The sequence below is a fragment of the Pseudokineococcus sp. 5B2Z-1 genome (assembly GCF_037482305.1).
Classification (GTDB): Bacteria; Actinomycetota; Actinomycetes; order Actinomycetales; family Quadrisphaeraceae; genus Pseudokineococcus.
Window position 1 is genome coordinate 92,312 of record NZ_JBBHZG010000007.1, and the last position, 24,829, is coordinate 117,140.

Annotated in this window: 28 protein-coding genes; 12 read left to right on the plus strand and 16 right to left on the minus strand. The window is 77.9% G+C overall.

Going from position 1 to position 24,829, the window contains the following annotated elements; genetic code table 11:
* Positions 1-38: 38 nt before the first annotated feature.
* Positions 39-1,052 carry a GNAT family N-acetyltransferase gene (locus WDV85_RS15340; protein WP_339571456.1) on the plus strand — a complete coding sequence of 338 codons (1,014 nt, stop codon included), beginning with the start codon at positions 39-41 and terminating at the stop codon, positions 1,050-1,052.
* 30 nt (positions 1,053-1,082) lie between these two features.
* Here WDV85_RS15340 and WDV85_RS15345 read toward each other — a convergent pair whose 3' ends face one another.
* From WDV85_RS15345 to WDV85_RS15360, 4 genes are all read right to left on the minus strand, one after another.
* Positions 1,083-2,261 carry an endonuclease/exonuclease/phosphatase family protein gene (locus tag WDV85_RS15345; RefSeq protein WP_339571457.1) on the minus strand — a complete coding sequence of 393 codons (1,179 nt, stop codon included), beginning with the start codon at positions 2,259-2,261 and terminating at the stop codon, positions 1,083-1,085.
* 191 nt (positions 2,262-2,452) lie between these two features.
* Entirely contained in the window at positions 2,453-3,673 is a 1,221-nt protein-coding gene (fdhA, locus tag WDV85_RS15350; RefSeq protein WP_339571458.1) for a formaldehyde dehydrogenase, glutathione-independent, read from the minus strand.
* A 109-nt stretch (positions 3,674-3,782) separates the two neighbouring features.
* Positions 3,783-4,595: a maleylpyruvate isomerase N-terminal domain-containing protein gene (locus WDV85_RS15355; protein ID WP_339571459.1), complete on the minus strand. Its 813-nt coding sequence runs from the start codon at positions 4,593-4,595 to the stop codon at positions 3,783-3,785.
* Between the two features lie 31 nt (positions 4,596-4,626).
* Entirely contained in the window at positions 4,627-5,217 is a 591-nt protein-coding gene (locus WDV85_RS15360; RefSeq protein ID WP_339571460.1) for a DnaJ family domain-containing protein, read from the minus strand.
* 558 nt (positions 5,218-5,775) lie between these two features.
* On the opposite strand from WDV85_RS15360, the gene WDV85_RS15365 reads away from it, so the two are divergent.
* Positions 5,776-5,979: a cold-shock protein gene (locus WDV85_RS15365; RefSeq protein WP_339571461.1), complete on the plus strand. Its 204-nt coding sequence runs from the start codon at positions 5,776-5,778 to the stop codon at positions 5,977-5,979.
* 109 nt (positions 5,980-6,088) lie between these two features.
* Here WDV85_RS15365 and WDV85_RS15370 read toward each other — a convergent pair whose 3' ends face one another.
* Both WDV85_RS15370 and WDV85_RS15375 read right to left on the minus strand, forming a co-directional pair.
* Positions 6,089-6,484, minus strand: a complete 396-nt coding sequence (locus WDV85_RS15370) for a rhodanese-like domain-containing protein (protein WP_339571462.1) — start codon at positions 6,482-6,484, stop codon at positions 6,089-6,091.
* Between the two features lie 51 nt (positions 6,485-6,535).
* Positions 6,536-7,273 (minus strand): PIG-L deacetylase family protein, encoded by a 738-nt coding sequence (locus tag WDV85_RS15375; RefSeq protein WP_339571463.1) that lies wholly within the window; start codon positions 7,271-7,273, stop codon positions 6,536-6,538.
* A 206-nt stretch (positions 7,274-7,479) separates the two neighbouring features.
* On the opposite strand from WDV85_RS15375, the gene WDV85_RS15380 reads away from it, so the two are divergent.
* Positions 7,480-7,890 carry a TIGR03618 family F420-dependent PPOX class oxidoreductase gene (locus WDV85_RS15380; protein WP_339571464.1) on the plus strand — a complete coding sequence of 137 codons (411 nt, stop codon included), beginning with the start codon at positions 7,480-7,482 and terminating at the stop codon, positions 7,888-7,890.
* Positions 7,891-7,898: 8 nt separating this feature from the next.
* Here the strand turns inward: WDV85_RS15380 and ligD are convergent, their stop codons facing one another.
* A complete protein-coding gene (ligD, locus tag WDV85_RS15385; protein WP_339571465.1) occupies positions 7,899-8,918 on the minus strand; it encodes a non-homologous end-joining DNA ligase LigD in 1,020 nt (339 codons plus the stop codon).
* A 105-nt stretch (positions 8,919-9,023) separates the two neighbouring features.
* Here ligD and WDV85_RS15390 point away from each other — a divergent pair, with 105 nt between their 5' ends.
* Together WDV85_RS15390 and WDV85_RS15395 are read left to right on the plus strand one after the other, a co-directional pair.
* Entirely contained in the window at positions 9,024-9,392 is a 369-nt protein-coding gene (locus tag WDV85_RS15390; protein ID WP_339571466.1) for a PadR family transcriptional regulator, read from the plus strand.
* Positions 9,392-10,780 carry a permease prefix domain 1-containing protein gene (locus WDV85_RS15395; protein ID WP_339571467.1) on the plus strand — a complete coding sequence of 463 codons (1,389 nt, stop codon included), beginning with the start codon at positions 9,392-9,394 and terminating at the stop codon, positions 10,778-10,780. The genes WDV85_RS15390 and WDV85_RS15395 overlap by 1 nt, the downstream gene beginning before the upstream one ends.
* 244 nt (positions 10,781-11,024) lie before the next feature.
* On the opposite strand, the gene WDV85_RS15400 is transcribed toward WDV85_RS15395, so the two are convergent.
* The 4 genes from WDV85_RS15400 to WDV85_RS15415 form a co-directional block, all read right to left on the minus strand.
* Complete coding sequence (locus WDV85_RS15400) at positions 11,025-11,795, minus strand: amino acid ABC transporter ATP-binding protein (RefSeq protein WP_339571468.1); 771 nt, start codon at positions 11,793-11,795, stop codon at positions 11,025-11,027.
* A complete protein-coding gene (locus tag WDV85_RS15405; protein WP_339571469.1) occupies positions 11,792-12,628 on the minus strand; it encodes an amino acid ABC transporter permease in 837 nt (278 codons plus the stop codon). The genes WDV85_RS15400 and WDV85_RS15405 overlap by 4 nt, the downstream gene beginning before the upstream one ends.
* A gap of 149 nt (positions 12,629-12,777) precedes the next feature.
* Positions 12,778-13,620: a transporter substrate-binding domain-containing protein gene (locus WDV85_RS15410; RefSeq protein ID WP_339571470.1), complete on the minus strand. Its 843-nt coding sequence runs from the start codon at positions 13,618-13,620 to the stop codon at positions 12,778-12,780.
* Positions 13,621-13,750: 130 nt separating this feature from the next.
* On the minus strand, positions 13,751-14,242 hold the full coding sequence (locus WDV85_RS15415) for a hypothetical protein (RefSeq protein WP_339571471.1): 492 nt from the start codon (positions 14,240-14,242) through the stop codon (positions 13,751-13,753).
* Positions 14,243-14,346: 104 nt separating this feature from the next.
* Here WDV85_RS15415 and WDV85_RS15420 point away from each other — a divergent pair, with 104 nt between their 5' ends.
* The gene (locus WDV85_RS15420; RefSeq protein ID WP_339571472.1) at positions 14,347-14,874 is read left to right on the plus strand and encodes a PadR family transcriptional regulator; all 528 of its coding nucleotides are present in this window, start codon (positions 14,347-14,349) and stop codon (positions 14,872-14,874) included.
* Between the two features lie 51 nt (positions 14,875-14,925).
* Here the strand turns inward: WDV85_RS15420 and WDV85_RS15425 are convergent, their stop codons facing one another.
* Positions 14,926-15,309, minus strand: a complete 384-nt coding sequence (locus WDV85_RS15425) for a hypothetical protein (RefSeq protein WP_339571473.1) — start codon at positions 15,307-15,309, stop codon at positions 14,926-14,928.
* Between the two features lie 140 nt (positions 15,310-15,449).
* Here WDV85_RS15425 and WDV85_RS15430 point away from each other — a divergent pair, with 140 nt between their 5' ends.
* On the plus strand, positions 15,450-15,953 hold the full coding sequence (locus WDV85_RS15430) for a GNAT family N-acetyltransferase (RefSeq protein ID WP_339571474.1): 504 nt from the start codon (positions 15,450-15,452) through the stop codon (positions 15,951-15,953).
* A 95-nt stretch (positions 15,954-16,048) separates the two neighbouring features.
* Here WDV85_RS15430 and WDV85_RS15435 read toward each other — a convergent pair whose 3' ends face one another.
* The gene (locus WDV85_RS15435; RefSeq protein ID WP_339571475.1) at positions 16,049-16,249 is read right to left on the minus strand and encodes a hypothetical protein; all 201 of its coding nucleotides are present in this window, start codon (positions 16,247-16,249) and stop codon (positions 16,049-16,051) included.
* A 243-nt stretch (positions 16,250-16,492) separates the two neighbouring features.
* On the opposite strand from WDV85_RS15435, the gene WDV85_RS15440 reads away from it, so the two are divergent.
* From WDV85_RS15440 to WDV85_RS15450, 3 genes are all read left to right on the plus strand, one after another.
* A complete protein-coding gene (locus WDV85_RS15440; RefSeq protein WP_339571476.1) occupies positions 16,493-17,992 on the plus strand; it encodes a methyl-accepting chemotaxis protein in 1,500 nt (499 codons plus the stop codon).
* 91 nt (positions 17,993-18,083) lie between these two features.
* Positions 18,084-19,709 (plus strand): FGGY-family carbohydrate kinase, encoded by a 1,626-nt coding sequence (locus tag WDV85_RS15445; protein WP_339571477.1) that lies wholly within the window; start codon positions 18,084-18,086, stop codon positions 19,707-19,709.
* Between the two features lie 53 nt (positions 19,710-19,762).
* Entirely contained in the window at positions 19,763-20,359 is a 597-nt protein-coding gene (locus WDV85_RS15450; RefSeq protein ID WP_339571478.1) for a GNAT family N-acetyltransferase, read from the plus strand.
* A 30-nt stretch (positions 20,360-20,389) separates the two neighbouring features.
* Here WDV85_RS15450 and WDV85_RS15455 read toward each other — a convergent pair whose 3' ends face one another.
* Positions 20,390-21,202 carry an AraC family transcriptional regulator gene (locus WDV85_RS15455; RefSeq protein WP_339571479.1) on the minus strand — a complete coding sequence of 271 codons (813 nt, stop codon included), beginning with the start codon at positions 21,200-21,202 and terminating at the stop codon, positions 20,390-20,392.
* Between the two features lie 66 nt (positions 21,203-21,268).
* On the opposite strand from WDV85_RS15455, the gene WDV85_RS15460 reads away from it, so the two are divergent.
* Entirely contained in the window at positions 21,269-21,805 is a 537-nt protein-coding gene (locus tag WDV85_RS15460) for a VOC family protein (protein ID WP_339571480.1), read from the plus strand.
* Between the two features lie 155 nt (positions 21,806-21,960).
* On the opposite strand, the gene WDV85_RS15465 is transcribed toward WDV85_RS15460, so the two are convergent.
* Positions 21,961-22,398: a VOC family protein gene (locus WDV85_RS15465; protein WP_339571481.1), complete on the minus strand. Its 438-nt coding sequence runs from the start codon at positions 22,396-22,398 to the stop codon at positions 21,961-21,963.
* 462 nt (positions 22,399-22,860) lie between these two features.
* Between WDV85_RS15465 and WDV85_RS15470 the strand changes: the two genes are divergently transcribed.
* A complete protein-coding gene (locus tag WDV85_RS15470; RefSeq protein ID WP_339571482.1) occupies positions 22,861-24,192 on the plus strand; it encodes a reverse transcriptase family protein in 1,332 nt (443 codons plus the stop codon).
* A gap of 33 nt (positions 24,193-24,225) precedes the next feature.
* Here WDV85_RS15470 and WDV85_RS15475 read toward each other — a convergent pair whose 3' ends face one another.
* A complete protein-coding gene (locus WDV85_RS15475; protein ID WP_339571483.1) occupies positions 24,226-24,792 on the minus strand; it encodes a DinB family protein in 567 nt (188 codons plus the stop codon).
* Positions 24,793-24,829: the final 37 nt, after the last annotated feature.

The following is a 24,829-nucleotide window of genomic DNA, read 5'->3' on the forward strand; positions in this document are numbered from 1 at the left end:
TCGCTCGCGTCACACCGGCTGAGCCGCAGGAGGACCCCGTGAGCGCCATGACCGTCACCGCCGCCACCGCACCGGGCCGCGCGCCGTCCCGCTCCCGGAGCGGGCTGCCCACGCCGCCCGTCCGCACCCTCGACCGCACGGCCGCCGCCGTCGCGGGGCTGAGCGCCGCCGGCCGGGCCGCCCGCGCCGAGGGGCTGCGCAGCCACCCCGCCGGCAGCCGCGCCCGGCGCGCCGGGGCTGCCGGCGTCGCGGCCCCCACCTCCACCTCCACCTCCACCTCCACCTCCACCGCGCCCGCCGCGCCCGCCTCCGCCCCGCGGGCGCGGACGCGCCCGAGCCGGGCCCTGCCGCGCCGCACCGCGCCGCCGCCCGTGCCGGTGGCCGAGGGGCTCGCCGTCGCGGGGCGCCCGTGGCACCTCACGACCACGGGGCCGGGGCTCTCCCGCGCCGCGCTCGACGACGACGCCCCGCTCGACGTCCTCGCCGGGCTGGAGGCGCGCGGCGCCGCCGGTGCCGCGCCGGCGCGCCTCGTCGTCCGCGCGGCGCAGCCCGCCGACCTGCCCGCCGTCGCCGCGATGCACGGGCGCTGCACCGGCACCACGCTGCTGCAGCGCTACCGCAGCGGTGGGCGGACGCCCTCCCTCACCGCGCTCGCGGACCTCCTGCGCGAGCCCCTCGCCCTCGTCGTCCTCGCCGGGCCGCGGCAGGTCGTCGCCGTCGCGACGGCGCGCGTGGGCGAGCGCCCCAGCGCGGACTTCACGACCGAGGTCGGCCTCCTCGTCGAGGACGGCTGGCAGGCCCGCGGCGTCGGCCGGGCGCTGGCCCGCCACGTCGGCGCCTCCCTGCGCCTGCTCGGGTACGGGCAGGTCGTGACGCGGTCGGCGACCTCGTCGCTGCCCCTCGCCCGGGTCATGGAGGGCGTCGGCACCACCCGCCACGTCGGCGCACCGGACGGTGGGGCCCAGCTCACGACGCGTCTCGACGTCGACGCCCTCGACGGCCTGGCCGGTGGCGTCGCGGCGGCGCCGGCCGGAGTGCTCGCCGCCCGCTGACGTCCCGCCCCTGCCGAGCGCGCGGAGGGATCAGCGAGGGCGCAGGACGGCGGTGAGCGCCCGGTGGTCGCTCGCGCCCGCCGGGTCGACGACCACCCCGACGGGCTCCCAGGCGGCGGCGTCGAGGAGCACGTGGTCGATGGGGGCGGCCAGGGCGGCGGGCAGCCCGGCCGGCCAGGTGCCCGGGGGCGCCGCGGCCGCCGACCCGGCCCGGGCGCACGCCGATCCCGCGAGGACGGCGTGGTCGGGCGTGGCGTTGAGGTCGCCCGCGACGACGCCGCCGGTCAGGCGCCCGCACAGGTCGACGGCGGCCGCGGTCTCCTCCCGCCACCGGTCCATGTCGAACAGGAGCGGCACGGCGGGCAGCGTGTGCACCGCGGCGAGCGGCGGCCCGTCGCCGTCGCGGGGCCGGGCCACGACGGCGCCGCCGCGCAGGTCCGGCGCCGGGGCGGCCTCGTAGGCGCCGAGGTCCTCGGCGACGAGCAGGTGGGTCTGCGGGCGCACGAAGGGCAGCAGCACCCCGCCCGCGCGCGGCCGCAGCAGCGCCTCGGCCGGGTCCGCGGACGCCTCGTCCGCGGGCTCCGGCGACGCCGCGGAGAGGAGCTGCACCGGGCGGCCGGCGCGCGCCAGGGCGTCGGCGACGTCCCGCGCGAGCGTCTCGGGCGCCTCGGAGAGGGCCAGCACGTCCGCCTCGCGCCGCAGCGCGAGCGCGACGACGTCGTCCGCGTCCGCGCCCTGCGGGCCGACGTTCAGCGTGGTGACGACGAGGTCGCCAGGCTGGCGCCCGGGCGCCCCGGCCGCCGGCGCCGCGTCCGCCGCGGGCGGGGGAGCGCGCCGCAGCAGGACGCCGGCGTGCCCCGCCGCCACCACGAGCAGGCAGGCGGCGAGCCCGAGGACCCACGGCGGCCACCCGCCGCGCGGACCGCGTCGCGGTCGACCGCGGCGTCCCCTCCGCAGGCGCACGAGCGCGGCCACGAGCGCCAGGACGAGCGCGAGCGCCAGGGAGCCCGCCGCGGTGACCGCCCGGAGCGTGACGAGCTGCGCCCAGGGCGTCCGCATCGACAGGCCGACGGCGGCAGGCGCCAGCGAGACCAGCGCCGTGGCGCCGACGACGACGGCGACGGCCGCGCCGAGCGCGTCGAGGACGCGGTCGGCCCGCGGCCGGGCGGCGCCGGCCGCGGGCCCCCGTCGGCTCGAGGGCGTGCGCACGGCCCGGAGCCTGGCGCACGACGTCCCGCCCCCCGCGCGCGGGGGGNATGGTGCCCGCCGCCTGAGCCGTCGGCAGCGCCCCCGGGCCCGCAGCCGGGGCCGCGCCCCGCGACGTCCCGCCCCCCGCGCGCGGGGGGCGGGACGTCGCGGGGCGCGGCCCCGGCTGCGGGCCCGGGGGCGCTGCCGACGGCTCAGGCGGCGGGCACCATGCCGTGGGGGTCGAGCACGAACTTCTGCGCGACGCCGCTGTCGAACTCGGCGTAGCCGCGCGGCGCGTCCTCCAGGCCGATGACGGTGGCGTTGACGGCCTTCGCGATCTGCACCTTGTCGTGGAGGATCGCCATCATCAGCTGGCGGTTGTAGCGCATGACCGGGCACTGGCCCGTCGTGAAGGACAGCGACTTGGCCCAGCCCGTGCCCAGGCTCAGCGACAGGGCGCCCTTCTTCGCCGCCTCGTCGATGCCGCCCGGGTCACCGGTGACGTAGAGGCCCGGGATGCCGAGCGCGCCGCCGGCCGCCGTGATCTCCATGAGGGAGTTGAGGACGGTCGCCGGGGCCTCCTGCTTCGAGCCCTCGCCGTGGCCGCGGGCCTCGAAGCCGACGGCGTCGACGCCGCAGTCCACCTCGGGGACGCCGAGCAGCTGCTCGATCTGGTCCTTCGGGTCGCCCTTGCTGACGTCGACCGTCTCGCAGCCGAAGCTGCGCGCCTGGGCGAGCCGGCGCTCGTCGAGGTCGCCGACGACGACGACGGCCGCCCCGAGGAGCTGCGCCCCGACCGCCGCGGCGAGGCCGACGGGGCCCGCGCCGGCGATGTAGACGGTCGACCCCGGCTTCACACCCGCCGTGTACGCGCCGTGGAAGCCCGTCGGGAAGATGTCCGACAGCATCGTGAGGTCGCGGATCTTCTCGAGCGCCTGGTCGCGGTCGGGGAAGGGCAGCAGGTTCCAGTCCGCGTAGGGCACGAGGACGTAGTCGGCCTGCCCGCCGACCCAGCCGCCCATGTCGACGTAGCCGTACGCCGAGCCGGGCCGGTCGGGGTTGACGTTGAGGCAGATGCCCGTCTTCCCCTCCTTGCAGTTGCGGCAGCGGCCGCACGCGATGTTGAAGGGGACCGAGCAGATCTGCCCCTTCTGGATGAACTCGACGCCCGGCCCGGTCTCGACGACCTCACCGGTGATCTCGTGGCCGAGGACGAGGCCCTCGGGCGCCGTCGTGCGACCGCGCACCATGTGCTGGTCGCTGCCGCAGATGTTGCTCGTGACGACCTTGAGGATCGCCGCGTGGGGCAGCTGCCGGCCGACGTTGGCCGGGTTGACGCCCGGCCCGTCCTGCAGCTCGAAGGTCGGGTAGGGGATCTCGTCGACCGAGACCTTCCCCGGGCCCTGGTACGTCACTCCGCGGTTGCCTGCCATGCCGGACCTCCTGGGTGCGCCCGGCCGCGCCGTCGCGGCCGGTGCTCCGGATCCTGCCCCTCCGGGCGCCGTCGCTCAACGGGTCGTCGGTCCCTGGTCGCGGCTGGGCTCAGAGCGCGTGCGCGGCCGACCAACGACGCCACGCGTCCGCGTCGCCCTCGACGACGACGTCGTCGCCCCGCCGCCACAGCGCGAGCAGGAGGTCGACCGCCCGGCCCCTCACGACGACGTCCACCGGGGCCTCGGCGGCTCCGGCGCCCGTGCCGACGACGGTGCTGCCGTCGGCGTCCCACCGGACGAGCCACCGCCCGCCGGAGCCGCCGTCCGGAGCCGGGCCGTCGGGGACCGTGTCGTCGGGGACCGGGGGCCGGTCCAGCTCCTCCACGAGGAGGTGGACCGGCGCTGCGGGCGGCGCCTCGGCGGTCCGGGCGACGACGCCCGGGTTGAGGGGCACGACGAGCAGGTGCTCGGCGACCCCGTCCCGCGCCACCGCGGCCGGCGTCGACGGCGTCCGGCCGGCGGACAGCGCGACGTCCGCGGCGTGGACGGCCGTCTCGTGGAGCAGCCGGCGCCGCCAGAAGCCCGCGGTCGGCTCCGGGCCGAAGGTCCAGGCCGGGGCCTGCGGGTCGCTCGCGCGCAGGGCGCCCAGGACGTCGTCGGCGCTCTCCCGCAGCCAGGTGCGGGGGTCCGGCCCGGGCGCCGGGACGACGTCGCGCCAGCGCGCGCGGGTCGTCGTGCCCGAGCGGACCATCGCCGCGGCCCAGCGGTACGTGCTGCCCACGTGCTCCAGCAGCGCCCCGACGTCCCAGCCGGGGCAGGCCGCGACCGGCGCCGCGAGGTCGACGTCCTCCGCCTCCGAGAGCAGGGCGTCCACCTGCTCGGCCAGGAGGTCGAGGTGGTCCGGGTCGTCCGCCGCGCTCACGCGCGGACCCTCCCCGGCGCGGACCGGGCGGTCAAGGACGCCGCCGCCACCACGGCCGCCGGCGCGGCGCCGGCGCCGGCGGCGGGTCGGGCGCCGGCCGGGGCGGGTGGGCCTCGCGCCAGCGCTCCAGCTGCACCTGCAGGTCCAGCGGGCCGACGGCGACCGGCGGCCCGGAGGCGGGGCGCAGGTACGCGTCGCGCAGGCGGCCGTTGAAGTCGGCGACGAGCTCGCGGACCTCCCGCTCCGAGCGCAGCGCCGGGACCGCGGCCCGGAGCTCGGCGCGCTCGCGGCGCAGGGCCAGGCCGACCGGCATCGCGGCCGAGAGGTCGGCGCCCTCGCGCTCGGCCCAGTCGAGGACCCACTGGTAGCTCGTGCGCTGCCGGTGCAGGTCGGGGATGGGCCGGCCCTCGCCGCGCAGCCCGGAGAAGGAGCCGCGCTCCTGCGCCTCGCGGATCTGCTGCTCGACGCGGTCGGCCACCGGGACCCCGCGGTGCCACCGTCGGCCGCCCCCCGACGGCGCGCCGGTGCCCCCACCACCGGTGCCCCCACCACCGGGGTCGCGGGGGCCGTCGCCGCCGCCCTCGCCGGGCCCGGCCCGGCGCTCCGGCCGTCGGTCCTCCACCACGCCCCCTCGGTGCCGTCGCCTCCACCATCGTCAGCCGCACCGCGAGCGGGCGTCCACCCGGGCCCGGCGTCGGGCCGGCTCCCGGCGCGCAGCCGTCGTGCCGGCGATGAGCCCGCGGGGTCGACGCGCCGCACACTGGCCGGGTGTTCCTCTTCTTCAGCAGCCGCACCGGCTGCCTCGGCTCCCTGCTCATCTTGCTGCTCGTGACCGGGGTGCTGCTGCTCGTCCTCCTCTGACCACCCGTCGCGCCGGCGCACGTCTGCTCGCGCGCGCCCCTCCCCGCTCGGCGGTGCCGCCCGGCAGGCGTCCCGCGGCCCGGCCGTGGAGCGCCGTTGCCCGTCCGCGAGCGGGTCCGGAGGGCCCCGGGGAACACGGCGGGCCCCGGAGGTGCTACACATGTCCGGTCGTCCAGTTTCGTGTGTCGTGTCATCCACGCTCGCGGTAACGAGGTGGCGGTGCGCACGAGGTCCCGAAAGGCGGGGCCGAGGCGCCGTCACCTGGGTCGGCCGGTCGCGCAGAGTGCGCGACCGACACCCGTGAAGGAGTGGTGGTCACATGGCACAGGGAACCGTGAAGTGGTTCAACCCGGAGAAGGGCTTCGGCTTCATCTCGCCGAGCGACGGCAGCGCTGACGTCTTCGTGCACCACAGCGAGATCGACATGCAGGGCTACCGCACCCTCGACGAGGGCCAGCAGGTCGAGTTCGAGGTCGGGCAGGGCCAGAAGGGCCCCCAGGCCCAGGGCGTCCGCCCCCTCTGATCCTCGGCAGGCTCGTGAGCCCCGGCTGAGCTCCGGCTCTCCGGCACCACGCAGTCGCAGGAGCAGCGTGAGCCCGCCTCCCCCTCGGGGGAGGCGGGCTCACGTGCGTTCACGGACGGACGTCGGCGGGCCCCTCGCCCAGGGGCAGCCCCGCCGCGACCCAGGCCTGCACCCCGCCCTCGAGGTCCGTCGCCCGCGGCAGCCCGACGGCGCGCAGCGACGCCGCCGCCAGGCTCGAGCTGTACCCGTGCCGGCACACGACGACGACCTGCAGGTCCGGGCCGGTGGCCTCGGGGATGCGCCAGGGGCTCGTCGGGTCGAGGCGCCACTCGAGCACGGTGCGGTCGATGACGAGCGCGCCCGGGAGCTCGCCCTGCTCCCGGCGGTGCGCCTCCGTGCGGGTGTCCACGACGAGCGCGCCGCGCGCGGCGGCGTCCACGACCTCGTGCGGGCGGAGCCGCCGCACCCCCTGCCGCGCCGCGGCCAGCACCTCGTCGACGCCCACGCCCGCAGCCTGCCCCACGTCGCGAGGCGCCGCTTCGTCCGTCCCGGTGCGTCAGCCCGCCTGCAGCACCTGCCGCCGCACGAGGACGGCGGTGCCCACGCCCTGCCGGGCGCCGGCGTCCGCGGCGCCGGCCCGGAGCATCTCCTCCGGCGAGCCGCCGAGGACCTCCCAGTACGTCTCGTGCGCGCGCAGGGACGCCATGCCGCGGTCCAGCGTGGCGGTCGTGTCGACGGCGTGCGTCGGCTCGGCGTCCATGACGTGCACGACCTCGCGGACGCCGCCCCACGGCTCGAGGCCCTCGTCGAGCAGCTCGCGGAAGACCCAGCGGTTCCCGGCGTCGCGGACGGCGTCGACGAGGACGGCCGCGAGGGCGCGGTGGTCGGCCTGGTCGGGGACCCCGCCCCAGTCGCGCGAGGCGTTCGCGACGACGACCTCGGGGCGCACCCGCCGCACCGCCCGGGCGATCGCGCGGCGCACCGCGAGGTCGGGCTGCAGGACGCCGTCCGGCAGCCCGGCGAAGTCGACGTCGTCGGCGCCCACCGCGGCGCAGGCCGCCCGCTGCTCCCGCTCGCGCAGCGGCGCGGACTCCTCCGGCGGCACCGTGTCGATGCCCGCCTCGCCGCGCGTGAGCAGCAGGTACGCCACCTGCCGGCCCTGGTCGGTCCAGCGGGCGACGGCGGCGGCCGCGCCGTACTCGAGGTCGTCCGGGTGCGCGGCGACGGCGAGCGCCGTCCCGAAGTCCTCGGGGAGCCAGGGGAGCGGGGGCTGGGGGCGCTGGGTGCTCGTCACCCTCCCAGCCTGCTCCGTCGCGCCGCCGCGGTCGAGGGTCGCGCCGGGTGCGGCGCCGGACGACCTGCGGAAGGGCCGACCACGGAGCGTCGTCGCAGGTCAGCGCGTCGGCGACCCCTCCTCCCCGCTGCTCCGCAGGTCGTCCGGCGGGAGCCGGCCCGGGGGGACCGTGGCGCGGCCCGCGCCCGCGCTGGCAGGCTGGCGGCATGCCGACGCCCCCCATGCCCGCCGACGTCGCCGAGCTCTTCGCCCGGCCGAACCCCGCCGTCATGGCGACGGTGGCCGCCGACGGGCGCCCGGTCAGCGTGGCCACCTGGTACCTCGTCGAGGACGACGGTCGCGTCCTCCTCGGCCTCGACGCCGGCCGCGCGCGCCTGGAGCACCTGCGCCGCGACGGCCGCGTCTCCCTGACGGCCCTCGCCGAGGGCGACTGGTACACCCACGTGAGCGTCCAGGGCCGCGTCGTCGAGATCGTCGACGACGAGGGCCTCGCCGGCATCGACCGGCTCTCGCAGCACTACACCGGCCGGGACTACCCGCAGCGGGACCGGCCGCGGGTCCTCGCGTGGGTCGAGGTCGACCGTTGGCACGGCTGGGGCGGCGCCGGGCAGGGCTGAGGCACCGCTCACGGCGTCGGGCCGGGGCCGGGCTGGTCGAGCGGGTCCGGCCCGTCCGCCTCCGCCGCCCGGCGGGCGCGGGCGCGGCGGCGCCCCTCGTGCATCGCGGCCGCCCGCGGCGGGGGGATGGTGCGCCCCTCGGCGACCAGCGTCGCGGGGACGGCCTGCGGGTCGGGCAGGGCGGCCCGCCACGGGTCCTCCCCGGCGGCCCGCCCGGCGAGCAGCGCGGCGGCCTCGCGCAGCGACGGGTGCCCCGGCGCCCAGCCGTCGAGGTCCTCCCAGCCCAGCGGCCAGGACACGGGCGTGCCGGGGCGCACCCGGGGGCTCCAGGCGCACGCGAGCGTCCCGCCGCCCGCGCGGGTCGGGTCGAGGAAGACCCGCCCGCCGCGGTCGGCGAGGAGGTAGGCCGTCGTCGCCACCTCCGGGCCGAGGCGCTCGGCGCGCGCCGCGAGCGCACGGGTGGCCGCGGCGGCGTCCTCCACCGCCAGGCCCCGCACGGGAACGACGACGTGGAGCCCCTTGGCCCCGCTCGTCTTGACGGCCGAGGCCAGGCCGGCGTCGTCGAGCGCCGCGCGCACGAGCCGGGCCGCGGCCACGACGGCGTCCGCCCCCGCCCCCTCGGGCGGGTCGAGGTCGAGGACGAGGCGGGACGCGCGGCCCTCGCCGTCCAGGACGGTGGGGTGCAGCTCCACGGCCCGCTGCCCGGCGAGCCACACGAGCGTCCGGACGTCCTCGACGAGCGGGTACCGGACGGTCCGGTGGGAGGCCTCCGACCACACCTCCCGCACCGCGACCCACGGCGGCGCCGAGGCGGGGAGGTTCTTCTGGACGAAGGGCCGCTGGCCCGGGCGCACGCGGACGACGGTCAGCGGGCGGCCCGCGAGCTCGGGCAGCAGCCGGTCGGCCGCCGCCTCGACGTGGTCGACGAGGTCGCGCTTGGTGGCGCCGGCGCCGTCGAAGAGCTCGTCGTCGAGGGAGCCGAGGGGGACGCCGTGGCGCTCCTCGACGGGTCCGGCGCTGCGGGGCACGGGCGCAGTCTGCGCCCGCGGGGGCTGGTGGCACGAGGCCTTGTGGTGCTATGCATAGCACCACAAGGTGTTGAGCCGGCGTGCGGACGCCGGGAGGAGGCGGTCGTGCGGATCGACAAGGACCTCGTGGCCGCGTCGGCGTCACCGCTGGTGCTGGGCCTGCTCGCCGAGGGCGAGACCTACGGCTACGCGCTGCTGCAGCGCGTGCGCGAGGTCAGCCGCGGGGAGCTGGAGTGGGCCGACGGGATGCTCTACCCGCTCCTGCACCGGCTCGAGCGCCAGGGCTGGGTCGTCGCCGAGTGGCGCACCCCGCCCGGCGAGCGGCGCCGGAAGTACTACGCCATCACCGACGACGGCCGCGCGGCCCTCCTCGAGCAGCGGCGCCAGTGGGGCGCCGTCGTCCGGGCGCTCGAGGGCGCGTGGCCCGCCGCCGCGTCGCCCGCGGCGGGCGGCCCTGCGCTGGGGACGGCGTGATGGCGCACGTGACGGAGCCCGGCGGCGGGGCGCCCGGCCGCGCGGACGGCGAGCTCGAGGTGCGGGTGGCGCAGTGGCGGGCCCACGTCGGCCGCTCGCCCGCCGTGTCCCCGGGGGACGTCGACGAGCTCGAGGCGCACCTGCGCGACCAGCTCGACGACCTGCGCGCCGCGGGGCTGACGGACGACGAGGCCTTCCTCGTCGCCGTGCGCCGCCTCGGTGCCGTCGACGCCCTGTCCGCCGAGTACGCCCGCGAGCACGGCGACCGGCTGTGGAAGCAGCTCGTCCTCGCGCCGCCGGGCGCGGGCGCGGGACGCCGGCGACTGCGGCGGGCGGTGCTCCTCGCCGTCGGCGCCGCCCTCGCGGTGCAGGTGCTGCGGCTGCTCGGCGGGGCGCTGGGCGAGGTGGCGGTCGCGGGCCTCGCGCCCGTCGTCGTCCTGCCCTTCCTCGCCGCCCTCGTCGGGGCCGGGCGCGAGGACGGCGAGCGCCTCGGAGCCCGCTGGCTCGTCGTGGCCGCCCCCTTCGTCGCCGGTGCGGCGCTCGTCCTCCTCCCGCCGTGGGCCGAGGGCTCGGCGACGCAGGCGCTCGTCGCCCTGCACCTGCCCGTCGTCCTGTGGGGCGCCGTCGGCTACGCGCTCGTCGGCGGCCGGTGGCGCTCGCCGGCCGCGCGCATGGACGTCGTCCGCGCCACGGGCGAGTGGGTCGTCTACTACGCGCTCATCGCCCTCGGCGGCGGCGTCCTCGTCGGGGCGACGGTCCTCCTCCTCGCCCCGCTGGGGGACGTCGTCGTCGAGCAGGTGCTGCTGTGGCTCGTGCCGTCGGGGGCGGCGGGCGCCGTCGTCGTCGCGGCGTGGCTCGTCGAGGCCAAGCAGTCCGTCGTGGAGAACATGGCGCCGGTGCTGACGGCCGTCTTCACGCCGCTGTTCGCGGTCGTGCTCACGGCCTCGGCGACCGTGTACGCGCTCACGGGGCTGGCGGCGGACTTCGACCGGGACCTGCTGCTCGGCTTCGACCTGCTGCTGCTCGTCGTGCTCGGGCTCGTGCTCTACGCGCTGTCCGCCCAGCGGCCCGACCGGCGGCCGGGCGCGACGGACGTCGTCCAGCTCGTCGCCGTCGTCGCGGCGCTCGTGCTCGACGCCCTCGTGCTCGTCGCCCTGCTGGGGCGCGTCGGCGACCTGGGCCTGACGCCCAACCGCGTGGCGGCGCTCGGGCTCAACGGCGTGCTGCTCGTCGACCTCCTCGTGGCCGCCGCGCTGGCGGCCGGCTTCCTCGTCGGCCGGGTCCGCGCCGACCGGCTCGCGCGCTGGCAGACGTCGTACCTGCCCGTGCTCGTGGCCTGGGCGGCGCTCGTCGTCCTCGTGCTGCCGCCGGTCTTCGGCTACCGCTGACCGCCTCCCCGCGGTCGTCGTCCGCGGTCCTGCGACGCCGCGCGGCGCGCCGCGCGGGCGCCGCGCTCGACCCACCCGTGCAGGTCGTCGTCGTCCGCGAGGGGCTCCGGGGCGACGAGCACCCAGCCGCGGGTGGGCCGGTCCCGCATGACGACGGGGCCGACGCCGTCCCGCCTTCCGCGGACCTGTTCGACGGAGGTGACCGTCCTCGGTCACCTCCGTCGAACAGGTCCGGCGCGCGGCCTCAGCGCGCGTGCGTCGGGTTGAGCACCCGGTCGAGGAAGTCGCGCGTGCGGGCCTCGCGCGGGGCGCCGATGACCTGCGACGGCGGGCCCTCCTCGACGACGACGCCGCCGTCCATGAAGACGACGCGGTCGGCGACCTGCCGGGCGAAGGCCATCTCGTGGGTGACGACGAGCATCGTCATGCCCTCGTCGGCGAGGTCGCGCATGACCTCGAGGACGTCCCCGACGAGCTCCGGGTCGAGCGCCGAGGTCGGCTCGTCGAAGAGCATGAGGTCGGGCTCCATCGACAGGGCCCGGGCGATCGCCACGCGCTGCTGCTGCCCGCCGGACAGCTCCGCCGGGTAGGCGCCGCCGCGGTCGCCGAGGCCCACGCGGTCGAGGTTCGCCTGCGCCCGCTGCTGCGCCTCCTCCTTGCCGACCTTCGCGACCTTCCGCTGCGCGACCGTGCAGTTGTCCATGACGGTGAGGTGCGGGAAGAGGTTGAAGCCCTGGAAGACCATGCCGACGTGGCGGCGGACGGCGTCGATGTCGCAGTCCGGGTCGGTGACGTCGGTGCCGCGCACGAGCACGCGGCCGCCGCTCGGCTGCTCCAGGAGGTTGACGCAGCGCAGCAGGGTCGACTTGCCGGAGCCGGACGGGCCGATGACGCAGACCACCTCGCCGCGCCGGACCTCGAGGTCGATGCCGGTGAGGACCTCGGTGTCGCCGAACCGCTTGACGAGGCCGTCGAGGACGACGACGACGTCCTCCCCGGTCGCTGGGGTGCTCATCGGGACCTCGCCGTCCTCGACTCCAGGCGCCGCACGAGGATCCCCAGCGGCACGGTGATGATGAGGTAGCAGGCGCCGGCCACGAGCACGGGCGTGAGGCTCCGGTACTGGGTGAGGGCCTGGCGCCCGAACTGCGCCAGCTCCTGCTGCGCCGTCGTGCTGCCGAGGAGGAAGGCCAGCGACGAGTCCTTCGTCAGCATGATGAGCTCGTTCGTCAGCGGCGGCAGAATGATCCGGAACGCCTGGGGGATGACGATGGTGACCATCGCCCGGCCCTGCGACATGCCGAGCGACCGCGCGGCCTCCACCTGGCCCCGGGGGACGGCCTGGATGCCCGCGCGGATCGTCTCGCCGATGTAGGCGGCCCCGACGAGGCCGAGCGCGAGCATGATCGTCACGTAGCGGTTGAGGAAGGTGCCGGGGAAGGCCAGCGGCACCCCCGTGCCGATCGCGAGGAAGACGAGCAGCGCCGGCAGGCCGCGGAAGAACTCGATGTAGGCGGTGGCCAGCCACCGGTACGGGCCGACGCTCGACAGGCGCATGAGCGCCAGGACGAGCCCGAGCACCAGCCCGAAGGCGAAGCCGAGCAGGGTGAAGGTCACCGTGTTGACGAGGGCGACCGACAGCACCGAGGGGAACTGCGCGGCGGCCACCTCGGGGTCGAGGAAGGCGCGCTGGATCTGCCCCCAGTCCGCGGTCAGCGCGACGAGCAGGACGACGGCGACGAGCAGGAGGTACTGCACCGTCCTGACGACCTGGCCCCGCCGTCGGGGGGAGCGCCACGCCGCCGCGAGGCCGGTCGGGCGCGCTTCGGCGGTGGTCGAGCTGGTCACCGGGCCTCCTGGCCTCGTGGGCCCGGGGGGGGGGGGGGGAGACCAGNGCGAGGCCGGTCGGGCGCGCTTCGGCGGTGGTCGAGCTGGTCACCGGGCCTCCTGGCCTCGTGGGCCCGCCGGGCGGCGACGCCGCCCGGCGGGGTCGTGGGTCAGCTGGCCGAGGCGCTGGGGGACGGCGACGACGAGGCGCCCGGCGTCGAGCCGAACCACTCGGTGTAGATCTCGTCGTAGGTGCCGTCCTCGCGGATGCGGTCGAGGGTGGCGTCGACCTGGTCGAGCAGCGCGGTGTTCCCCGTGCGGACGCCGATGCCGTACTGCTCACCGGTGTCGAACTCGGTCGTCACCGCGAGCTCGGGGTTGTCCGCGACGAAGTCGAGGAGCACGCCGTTGTCGTTGATGCCCGCGTCGACCTGTCCGGTCTGCACGGCCGTGAGGAGCAGACCCAGGTCCTCGAAGGTGACGAGCTCGGCGCCGGGGATGTTCTCGGCGGCGTAGTCGGCGCCCGTGGTGCCCGACTGGACGGCGAGCTGGAGCCCGTCGAGGTCCTCCGCGGAGCTGATGCCCGAGTCGGCCGGGACGAGCAGCGCCTGCGTCGCGTCGAAGTACGGCGTGGAGAAGTCCATGTTCTCCTCGCGCACGTCCGTGATCGTCATGCCCGCGGCCGCGACGTCGCACTGCCCGGCGTTGAGGGCCTCGCCGGACTGGATGGTCTCGAAGGGGATGTTGACGATCTCCTGCTCGACGCCGAGGTCGGCGGCGATCTCGTCGACGACGTCGACGTCGAACCCGACGACCTCGTCGCCCTCCTGGAACTGGAAGGGCTCGTAGGGCAGGTGGGTGCAGGTCGTGATGACGCCGTCGCTCACGAGCTCGACGCCGCCCGTGCTGCCGCTGCCGGCGGTGGCCCCGCCGTCGTCGCCGCCGCACCCCGCCGCGCCCAGCAGCGCCAGCGCGCTGACGGCGGCGGCGACGGTCGTCCTGGTCCTGCTCACGGGGTCCTCCGGTGCTCGGGTGCGCCCGCGCGCGTCGGCGTGCGGGGTGGGCGCACTCTGCCACCGCGGGCGTCGTCGGCGGCGGCGCCGGACCGTGGTCGTCGCGGACCGTGACGCCACCGTGACCGGCTCACCCCTCGGGAGCCGCCGCTGCCGGTGCGCGGACGTCGCGCGGTCGTCCGGCCCGACGCGCGGCCGGGGGCAGGCGGTGCACGGCGAGGGCGATGAGCGGGCTCCCGACGACGGTGGGGAGCACCCAGGCGAGCGGGCTCGACCACTGCGTGACGAGGAAGGCCGTGACGAAGGAGAGGTAGGACGCGCCCATGAGGCGGACGTGGGCCGGTAGCCAGCCCGGCGGGCGGCGGCGGGCCAGCGCCGTCCCGGCGAGCGCGCAGACGAGCGTCGCGACGGCGATGGTGGCGAGCCCCCACAGCCGGCCCGGGTCGAGGGCCGCGAGGGCGAGGGCCGTCGTCGTCATGACGACGGTGACGGACACGTGGACCCGGCCCGCCAGGCCGTGCCGGTCCCGCCGCTTCGGCAGCGCCACGACCACCGGACCGAGGAGCAGCCCGGCGCCGCCCGCGACGACGTGGGGGACGAGCAGGGCGGTGTGGAGGTCCATGACGGCTCCCGTCGTCCACTGTGGACTGTGTGAGTCCTGAGCGTGGCACCGTCTACTGTGGAACGTCAAGGCTGACGTGCGAGGACGGTGACGAGGAGGGGCCGGTGGCGACCACGCTCAACGCGACGGCGGCGTCGTTGCTGGGCTTCCTGCACGACGGTCCGCAGTCGGGCTACGACCTCGTGGGCACGGCGGAGCGGTCGATCGGCGACTTCTGGAGCCTCACGCGCAGCCAGGTGTACCGGGAGCTCTCGGCCATGGCGGGCGCCGGGCTCGTCGTCGCGCAGGAGGCCGGCCCCCGCGACCGTCGCGCGTACGCCCTCACCGACGACGGTCGCGCGGCCTTCCGCGCGTGGCTGGCCCGGCCGCCGGCCGAGGAGCAGATCCGGTACCCGCTGCTCCTGACCCTGGCCTTCGCGCGCCACCTCCCCCCGGGCGAGCTGGCGTCCTTCGTCGCCCAGCACCGCGCCGTCCACGCCGCCCGGCTCGCGGGGTACCGCCGCGAGCGCGCCGAGGCGCTCGACGCCGGCGCCCGGCCCGTCGACCTCGTGACCCTCGACTTCGGGCTGCGCTACGAGGAGGCGGTGCTCGGGTGGTTCGACGCGCTGCCGCCGGAGGTCACCGGCGGCTGAGGGCGGTGCCGGCCGGATCGGGGCCGCTCCCCGTGGCGACGGCCGGCGGCCCTACGAGGTGGGGACCGGGTCCGGGGCCGTGCACGTCCCGGCCGCGAGGTCGACCCGCTCACCCGGGCCACCCGTGGCCTCGTCGAGGACCTCGTCGTCCGCGACGAGCTGGACGGTGCCGCTCCCCGTCGTCACGGTCATCCACGTGGGCGGGTCGTACAGGGCTCCCATGCTCCCGACCGTGCGGTCGTCCTGGACGATCGCCACGTAGCCGAAGGGGTCGACGTCGGCGTCCTCGCCGACGCAGGCCGCGACGGTCATCCGCATCGCGGGCCCCACCCCGGTGCCCCCGGTGCCCCCGTCGCCCCCGTCGGCCCCGCACCCGGGGACCGCGGTCGCCGCGAGGAGCGCGAGCAGCACGGCGGTGGACCTCGTCGTGGTCATGCGCCATGGCACCACACGAGGCGCTCCCCGGAGCGGTCCGCGGCGCTCGCCCGAGCGGTCGCCGTCGGCGGTGGGTGCCACGCTCCGGGGGTGGACGACGACAGGCGGGCGCCCACCCCGCTCACGCCGCTGGTGCGCTCGTGACCGAGCCCGACCCGCGCCCGGCGGCCGGCCTCAGGCTGCGCCGCCTCGGCGAGGAGGACTGGCGCCTGTGGCGCCGGCTGCGCCGGGCGGCGCTCGCGGACGCTCCGGGGGCCTTCGGCTCGACCCTCGCGCAGTGGAGCGGCGACGGCGACCGCGAGGAGCGCTGGCGCGCCCGCCTGCGCGACGTCGCCCTCCACCTCGTCGTCGAGCGGGACGGCGGACCGGTCGGCGTCGTGGCCGCCACCGCGCCGGGGGAGGAGGACGTCGTCGAGCTCGTCTCGCTGTGGGTGTCCCCGGAGGCGCGCGGCGCCGGGGCGGGCGACGCCGCCGTCCGCGGCGTCGTCGCGTGGGCCGCCTCGGAGCACCCCGGGGTCGACGTCGTCCTCTCCGTGGCGTCCGGGAACGACGCGGCGGCGCGCCTCTACGCGCGGCACGGCTTCGTCGACGACGGGCCCTCTCTCGACGCCGGGTGCGAGCGGCGCCTGCGGCGCCGGGCCTGAGCGGCGCCTGCGGCGCCGGGGGTGAGCGGGACCGCCGGGAGACGTCCCGGCGGCCCCGTCGGTGCAGCGGCGGGGCCCTTCGCCCTCCGGCGCGGTCAGCGACCGCGCAGGCCCCGCAGGACCTTGCCGACGACGCCTCCGCCGGCGCCGCGCCCGGCCCCGGTCCTCGCCGTGCCGCCGCTCCTGGGCGCGCCACCGCCGCGGCGGCCCGCTCCGCCGGCGCCCTGCGCCGCGCCGCGGGCGCCGCCCCGGGCGGCCTGCTTCGCCGTGCCCATCAGCCTGTCGACGATGCTCATGACTGCTCCTCCTCGACCCCCGCGCCGTCGCGGGGGGTGCCTGACGCTAGGCCCGCGGCGCGGCCCCCGCTCGTCGACGCGGGGCGCCGGCCCCCTCGGGGTGGACGCCGCCGGCGGACGTCGTCACCCGGTCGGAGCAGCGGGCCCCGGGCGGGTCTCCCCGAGGGGGTCAAGTCGGGCGCCCCGGGCGACGACGAGACGGGGGTGAGACGACACCGCGACGCTGCCGCTGCCGCTGCGCCGATGCCCCGCGACGTCGAGGCGCTCGAGAAGGTGCTCCACGCCCTCGACGAGGGCGTGGCCGACGAGGCCGACGCCCACGCGCGGATCATCGGGGCCCTCGTGCCGGCCCTCCACCTGACGTACGGCGCCGTGTGGCTGCCGACGCCGGACGGCTCGCTCGCGCTCGCCCACGAGGCGGGCGAGCTCGTGGGCGCGCTCGCCACCGCGGCGGGCGGCGCGCGCGTCCTGCGCCGCACCGACGGCCTGCTCGGCGAGGCCGTGCGCACGCGCCGGCCCGTCGTCGCGACCGGGGACGGCACGAGCGCCTCGTGCCAGCGGTGGCAGGCGGCCGTGGGCGCCGGTGCCACGGGCGGGTGCGCCCTGCCGGTCCTGCAGGGCGGGGACGTCGTCGCCGTCCAGGAGTTCTACACGCGCGAGCAGCTGCCGTTCTTCGGCGCCCGCGCGGAGAAGTGGGAGGCCATCGGCCGCATCACGGCCCAGGCGCGCCAGCGCGCGCTCGTGGCCGCCGAGCTGGCCGAGGTCTCGGCGTCGCGCCTCGCCGTGACGACGGTCGTGAGCCGCATCACCGCGACCCGCGACGAGGCGGAGGCCATCACGACGGCGCTCGAGACGGTCCGGGACGCCTTCGGCTGGGTCTACGGCTCCTTCTGGGTCGTCGACGGCGACGTGCTGCGCTTCGCCGTCGAGTCCGGCTCCGCCGGTGACGAGTTCCGCCAGGTCACCCGCTCCGCGACCTTCGCCGAGGGCGTCGGGCTCGCCGGGCGGGCCTGGAAGGCGCGCGACCTCGTGCACGTGCGCGACCTCAGCCGCCTCACCGACTGCGTCCGCGCCCCCGCCGCCGGCCGCGCCGGCGTCCGGTCGGGCGTGTGCCTGCCCGTGCTCGTCGACGACCGCGTCGTCGCGACGATGGACTTCTTCACGACCGAGGAGAGCGACCTCTCGGAGTCCCGCGCCTCGGCGCTGCGCAACGTCCAGCAGCTGCTGTCGCAGCACCTCGAGCGCCTGCGCCGCCTGCAGTACGACGAGGAGAAGGCCCAGGAGCTCCTCGGCACCGTCTCGCAGGTGCGGGGCGCCACGGAGGACGCGCACGCGGTGGCGGGCGCCGCCGTCGCGCGCACCGCGACGCTGACGACCGACGTCGACGCGCTCGCGAGCGCCTCGGCGGCCATCAGCGACGTCATCGGGATCATCTCCAAGATCGCCGCGCAGACGAACCTCCTCGCGCTCAACGCGACGATCGAGGCCGCGCGCGCCGGCGAGGTCGGCCGCGGCTTCGCCGTCGTCGCGGGCGAGGTCAAGGAGCTGGCCCGCGAGACGGCCGCCGCCACCGAGCGGGTCGCCGAGCAGGTCCGCACCATCCAGGCCAGCAGCGTCGCGGTGTCCTCGGGCATCCACGAGACGAGCGAGATCATCAGCCGGATGGACGCCGTCCAGTCCCGCATCGCCGAGGTGCTCGCCCAGCAGGCCGCCATGGCCGAGGAGTTCGCGGCCCGGGGCTGACGCGAGGTCGACCCGGGGGCGCCCCGTCGCCGTCCTCGCCGCCATGATGGCCCGCGGCGCACGGACGACGAGGACCGCGGGAGGACCGGCGATGACGACGGACGCAGCAGAGGCCATCACCTCGGGGAGGACGGCCCTGGGCCTGGAGCTGGGCTCGACCCGGATCAAGGCGGTGCTCGTGGGGCCGGACCGGGAGGTCCTGGCCTCGGGGGGGTCCTCGTGGGAGAACCAGCTCGTCGACGGGCGGTGGACGTACGCGCTCGAGGACGTCTGGGACGGCGTCGCCGCGGCGTTCGGCGCGGTCGCCGCGCAGGTGCGCGAGCGGCACGGGGTCGCCCTCGAGCGCCTCGGCGCCCTGGGCGTGTCGGCGATGATGCACGGCTACGTGGCGCTCGACGCCGACGACGAGCTGCTCGTGCCCTTCCGCACGTGGCGCAACACGAGCACCGGCGAGGCCGTGGAGCGCCTGTCCGGGCCGATGGACTTCAACGTGCCGCACCGGTGGACCGTCGCCCACCTCGTGCAGGCGGCGATCGACGGCGAGGAGCACCTCGACCGGCTCGCGGCCGTCACGACGCTGGCCGGGTACGTGCACCGGCGCCTGACCGGTGAGCTCGTGCTCGGCGTCGGGGACGCCAGCGGCGTCTTCCCGGTCGCGTCCGCCGGAGGCGTGCCGGGCTACGACGCCGACCGCCTCGCCACCGCCCAGCGCCTGCTCGACGAGGCGCTGCCCGAGGGCGTCGCCGTCTCCCTCGCCGACGTGCTGCCGCGCGTGGCGGTCGCCGGGGAGGGCGCGGGGGAGCTCACCGAGGCCGGCGCCCGGCTGCTCGACCCGTCCGGCGCCCTGCAGTCGGGTGCGCTCGTGTGCCCGCCGGAGGGCGACGCGGGCACGGGCATGGTCGCCACCGGGTCGGTCGCGCCGCGCACCGGCAACGTCAGCGCCGGCACGAGCATCTTCGCGATGGTCGTCCTCGAGGGGCCGCTCGACCGCGTGCACCGCGAGCTCGACATGGTCACGACCCCTGCGGGCGACCCCGTCGCGATGGTCCACTGCAACAACGGGGCCAGCGAGCTCGACGCGTGGGCGCGCCTGTTCCAGCAGTTCGCCGCGGCGATCGGCGCCCCGGCCGACGACGGGGCCATCTTCGGGGCGCTCTTCCGCGCCTCGCTCGACGGGGCGCCCGACGGCGGCGGGATGCTCGCCTACAACTACCTCTCCGGCGAGCCCATCACCGAGCTCGAGGAGGGCCGGCCGCTCTTCCTGCGGACGCCGGGACGGCCCTTCGACCTGCCGACCTTCATGCGCACCCAGATCTACGCGGCCTTCGCGACCCTGAAGATCGGCATGGACGTGCTGGCCGGCGAAGGGGTCCGCCTCGACGGGATGTTCGCCCACGGCGGCGTCTTCGCGACGCCGGGCGTGGCCCAGCGCCACCTCGCCGCGGCCATCGGTGCGCCGGTCTCGGTGGGCGACCTGGCCTCCGAGGGCGGGGCGTGGGGCGCGGCCGTCCTCGCCACCTACGCCGCCGACCGCGCGGGCGGGCGCGACGGCGGGCTGTCGCTGGCCGACTACGTCGCCGAGCGGGTGGTCGCCGGGGCGCGGATCGAGACGGTCGAGCCGGACCCGGACGACGTCGCGGGCTTCGACGCCTACCTGCGCCGCTACGTCGACGGCCTCGCCGTCGAGCGCGCCGCCGTCGAGGCGGTGACGAGCTGACCGCCGGCGCCTCGGCCGCCGGTGCCGCGAGCGGGGGGCCCGCGGCCGCCGTCGTGCGCCCCTACCGCGAGCAGGACCGGGCGGCCCTCTACGACGTCTGCGTGCGGACGGGCGCGGCCGGCGGCGACGCGCGGGGCCGGCACGGGGACGACGAGCTGCTCGGCGACGTGTGGCTCGGGCCCTACCTGCACCTCGAGCCCGAGCTGGCCTTCGTGCTCGACGACGGCGGCCGCGCCGTCGGCTACTGCGTGGGCACCGCCTCGACGGCGCGCTTCGTGCGCGACTACCGCGACGTGTGGATCCCCCACCTCGGGAGCCGGCGGCCCGTGCCGCCCGCGCCGCCGAGGACGCCCGACGAGGAGGTGCTGGCCCTCCACCACGACCCCGAGCGCCTGCTGGTGCCCGAGCTCGCGGACCACCCGGCGCACCTGCACGTCGACCTGCTGCCCTCGCACCAGGGCGCCGGGCACGGGCGGGCGCTCGTGCACGCCTTCCTGGCGGCGGCGCGCCGGGCGGGCGCGCGGGCCGTCCACCTCGGCGTCGCCGCGGAGAACACCCGGGCCCGTGCGTTCTACGCGCGCCTCGGGTTCACCGCGCTCCCCGTGCCGGGCGCCGTGCCGGGCACCGTCCTGGGGCGCAGCACCGCCTGACGGCGCACGGCGCCGGGCCGCTGCCGCGCCTCAGGGCGGTGGGGGGTCCCCGTCGGCGCGGGAGGTCGAGCGGTAGTCGCGGGCCGTGCGGCCGAGGACGGCGCGGAAGTCGTGCGCCAGGTGCGCCTGGTCGGCGTACCCGAGGTCGGCCGCGACCTGCGCGACGGTCGTCCCCGGCTCCTCGCGCAGCCGCTGCGCCGCCTCCTGCAGGCGGTAGCGGCGGATGACGGCGAGCGGCGGCAGCCCGATGCAGCGCTCGGCCGCCCGCTGCACGGCGCGGGTCGAGACCCCGAGGTGACGGGCCAGCTGGTCCACGCGCACGAGGCCGCGGTCGGCCGCGACGACGTCCTCCAGGGCGTTCGCCAGGCGCCCGACCTCGTCGGGGGCGGGCAGGTGCTCCTCCGCCCAGGCGAGGAGCGCCGCGACGGCGCCCCGGCGGCCGGCGTCCTCGTCGGGGCGCGCCATGGCCGCGGCGACGTCCCGCTGCAGGTCCGGCGCCGCCACGGGCACGGTCGTGTCGCGCACCTCCCGGGGGCGCGGGTGCAGCGCCGCCAGGCCCGCCGGGCGCAGCAGCGCCCCGACGACCCAGCCGGTGCCCACGAGGTCGACGTGGGAGGCGCGGGTCGTCGGCCCGGCCAGCTCCACCCCGTCCGGCCCGACGACGAGGTTGGCCGCCGGGAAGGGCAGCAGGTGCTGGCGCGAGACCTCGCCCGGCGGCAGGTCCCAGCGGGGCACCCAGCACCAGCGGACCCGGTCGGCGAGCCGGGGCGGCGCGGCCTCGCGCGCGAAGACGGGCAGGCGCCCCGGGAACAGGACCCCGCGCCGGTCCTCGAGGTCGGCCACCGCACCCTCCCGACGTCGTCGCAGATCTCCAAGACGCCTGTGCGGCGGCGTCCCTACGGTCGCGCCATGCCTGATGAGCAGCCCACCGACGACAGCCCCTCCGACATCCCGCGCCCCGGCGTGACGGGCGAGCACACCACCGACGGGGTCCCGCACGGCGCGACGAGCCTGACGCCCTTCCTGGCCCTCCGCGGCGCCGCGGAGGCGGTCGAGTTCTACCGCACGGCCTTCGGCGCGCGGGTCGTCGACGTCACCGAGATGGGCGGCGTCGTCGTCCACGCCGACCTCGACCTCGGGCACGGCCACCTGCAGCTGGGGGAGCCGAGCCCCGCCTTCGGCCTCGTCCCGGCGCCCGAGGAGGGGGCCTGCTACTCGCTGGGCCTCTACTGCTCCGACGCCGACGCGCTGGTGGCCCGCGCCGTCGAGGCCGGGGCGACGGTGCGGGAGCCGCTCATGACCTTCGTCTCGGGCGACCGCTACGCCTCGCTGCTCGACCCCTTCGGCGTGCGGTGGTCGGTGATGTCCCGCGTGGAGGACCTGTCCGAGGAGGAGAGCGCCCGCCGGGTCGCCGCGTGGGCGGCGGAGCAGGCGGGGTCCGCCTGAGCCCGGCGGCTCCGTCGAGGACGTGGCGCACGGCGACCTGCGCAACGCCTCGTTCGGCGGGTGCGCGCGCCTCTGCCCTGCGACGACGGTGCGTCACCGCCCCTTCCGCAGGTCGGTGTGCGCGCGACTGCGCCGGCGGTGGGATCGGCGGCCCCTCAGTCGAGGCAGAACTCGTTCCCCTCGGGGTCGGCCATGACGACGTGGCCGGCGTCGAGGGGCGGCCGGGGCTCGTGGCGGGAGAGCCGGGTGGCGCCGAGGGCCACGAGCCGCTCGGCCTCCTGCTCCAGCGCCGCCATCCGCTCCTCGCCGGTGAGTCCCGGGGCGGCGCGGACGTCGAGGTGCAGCCGGTTCTTCCCCCGCTTCGGCTCCGGCACGCGCTGGAAGTACACGCGCGGGCCGGCGCCCGACGGGTCGACGACGGCGGAGGCGTCGTCCCACCGCTCCGGCGGCACGCCCATCGCCGCGAGCGCCTCCTCCCACGAGGCGAAGCCCGGGGGCGGGGCCTGGACCTCGTAGCCGAGCGCCTGCGCCCAGAAGGCGGCCAGGCGCCCGGGGCCGGCGCAGTCGACCGTCACCTGCAGCTCGCGGGGCACGGCCCGGAGTGTGCTCCGGCGGGGGCGCGGGCACCAGGGGCGAGGTGTCGGCGACGTGCCCCTGACGAGGGCCCTCGGAGGGCGATGTGTCGACGACGTGCGCCGGGAGGCGCGCCGTGAACGGCGATGTGTCGACGAAGTGCCCCTCAGAGGACTCCTGGAGGGCGGAGTGTCGACGAGGTGCGTCGCCGGCGTCGCTCTCGTCGCTAGCGTGGCGGGCGTGCGGTGGCTCCCCGGCGAGGTCGCCGACCCGCGAGCCGGGACGGCGGGTCCGGGGCTACCCCGGGCGCTGCAGGAGGAGATCGGCACCCCGCCGCAGGCACCGCGCCGCGCTCCGCGCGGCCGGGTGCCCGCACGACGGGACAGGTCGCCGGGAGCCGCCGCACCCCGGCAGCACACGCACGGTCGGCCGGGGTCCGCAGCCCCCGTCGGGCTGAGCACGTCGACGCGGCCCGCCGGCTCGTGACGACGGGACCCGCGGTCGCGCAGGCCCTCGCCGACGCGATGCTCGCCGAGGGCGCGTGGGACGCCGCCGCCCTCGCGCGCGCCGCGGCGCGCGTCGTGGGGCCGCGGCGCCGCTGGCTGCCGGCCCTCGCGGACGAGGTGCTGGCCACCTGCCCGCGCCCGCCGCGCGACGCGCCCCGGTACCTCGGTGCCGTCGTCGCGGACGCCCCGTCGTTCGCCCGGGCCGAGCAGCGCGCGCAGCGGCGCGGCCACCCGCTCCCCGTGCTCTCGCGCCCCGTCGTCGCCACGCGCGCGGGCGGGTCGCGCTGGCCGACGGCGCCGCTCGACGACGTCGGGGACCTCGCCGACCTGCTCGGCCTCGACGTCGGGCACCTCGACTGGATGGCCGACGTCCGGGGGCTCCAGCGCCGCGCCCCCGCCGGCCCGCTGCACCTGCACCGCTACCGCTGGGTCGAGCGGCCCGGCCGCGTCCCCCGGCTGCTCGAGGTGCCCTCGCCGCGCCTGCGTCGGGCTCAGCGCACGGTCCTGGACGCGGTGCTCGCGGGGCTCCCAGCCCACGACGCGGCCCACGGGTTCGTGCCCGGCCGCGGGGTGCTGAGCGGCGCGCGCGCGCACGTCGGGCGGGCCGTCGTCGTGCGCGCGGACCTCACCGCGTTCTTCGCCGCGGTGACCGCCGGACGGGTCTTCCGGGTGCTGCGCGCCCTCGGCCACCCCGAGGCGGTGGCGCACGTGCTGACGGGCCTGTGCACGACCCGCGCGCCCGTCCGCGTCCTCGCGGCGATGCCGCCCGGCGGGCGCGACGCCGACCGCCACCTCCTGCGCCGGTGGCTGGCCGAGCCGCACCTCGCCCAGGGCGCGCCGACGTCACCCCACCTGGCCAACCTGGCGGCGCACCGGCTCGACGTGCGGCTGTCGTCCTACGCCGCGGCCTGCGGGGCCGTCTACACCCGGTACGCCGACGACCTCGTGCTCTCCGGCGACGACGACGTCGCCCGGCGCGCGGGCGCCCTCCTCGACGGCGTCCGCCGGGTCGTGCGCGAGGAGGGCTACCGGGTCAACGAGGCCAAGACGCGGGTGCAGCCGCGCCACCGGCGGCAGTCGGTGACGGGCGTCGTCGTCAACGGCCGCCCCGGCGCCGGACGCCGGGAGACCGACGCGCTGCGCGCGCTGCTGCACAACTGCGTGCGGCACGGCCCGGCGTCGCAGGACCGGGAGAGCCGGGGCGAGGGCTTCCGCGCCCACCTCGAGGGGCGGGTGTCGTGGGTGGAGCACGTCTCGCCCCGGCGAGGGGCGGCGCTGCGCGCGGAGCTGGGGCGCATCGCCTGGTGAGGCGTCCGGCCCCGTAGTGCCGGGGCCCCGTCGTCATCCCTCGGCGGGCGGCCGCCACGGCTGCACGAAGTCGTTGGCCGGCCAGCCCTCGACGGCGGCCAGCAGCGAGGTGCTGCTCGCGCCGTCCAGCTGCTCGCGGACGATGTCGGCGTGGCCCGCGTGCCGGGCGACCTCGGTGACGAGGTGGACCATCCGGTAGCGCTCGACGGACGGCGTCGGCTCCGTCCGGCCGAACCACGGCGCCGGGGGCTCGAGCGCGTCGCCGCCCGGGTCGGTGCTGCCCCAGCGGTCGAGGAGCTCGGCGCGGACGCGGTCGAGGTCGGCCACCGCGCCGGCCAGCGTCTCGTCGTCGCCGAGGGCGAAGCTCGCCGCGAAGCGGGCCCGGTCCTCCGGGGTGGGCGCGCCGTCGGCGACGAGCCGGCCGCCGAGCACGTGCGCCACGTGCTTGACGAGCCCGCCGACCGACAGAGCGCTGCGGCAGGGGGTGGCGCGCGCCTGCTCCTCGGTGAGGCCGTGCGCCGCTGCGCGCAGCGCGTCGAGGTGCTCCTCGAGGTGCCCGACGAGCACCTCGCGCTCCGAGTACGTGCCGGGACCGAACACCGCGACCTCCGAGGCCGGCTGCTGCTGCGGACGGGTC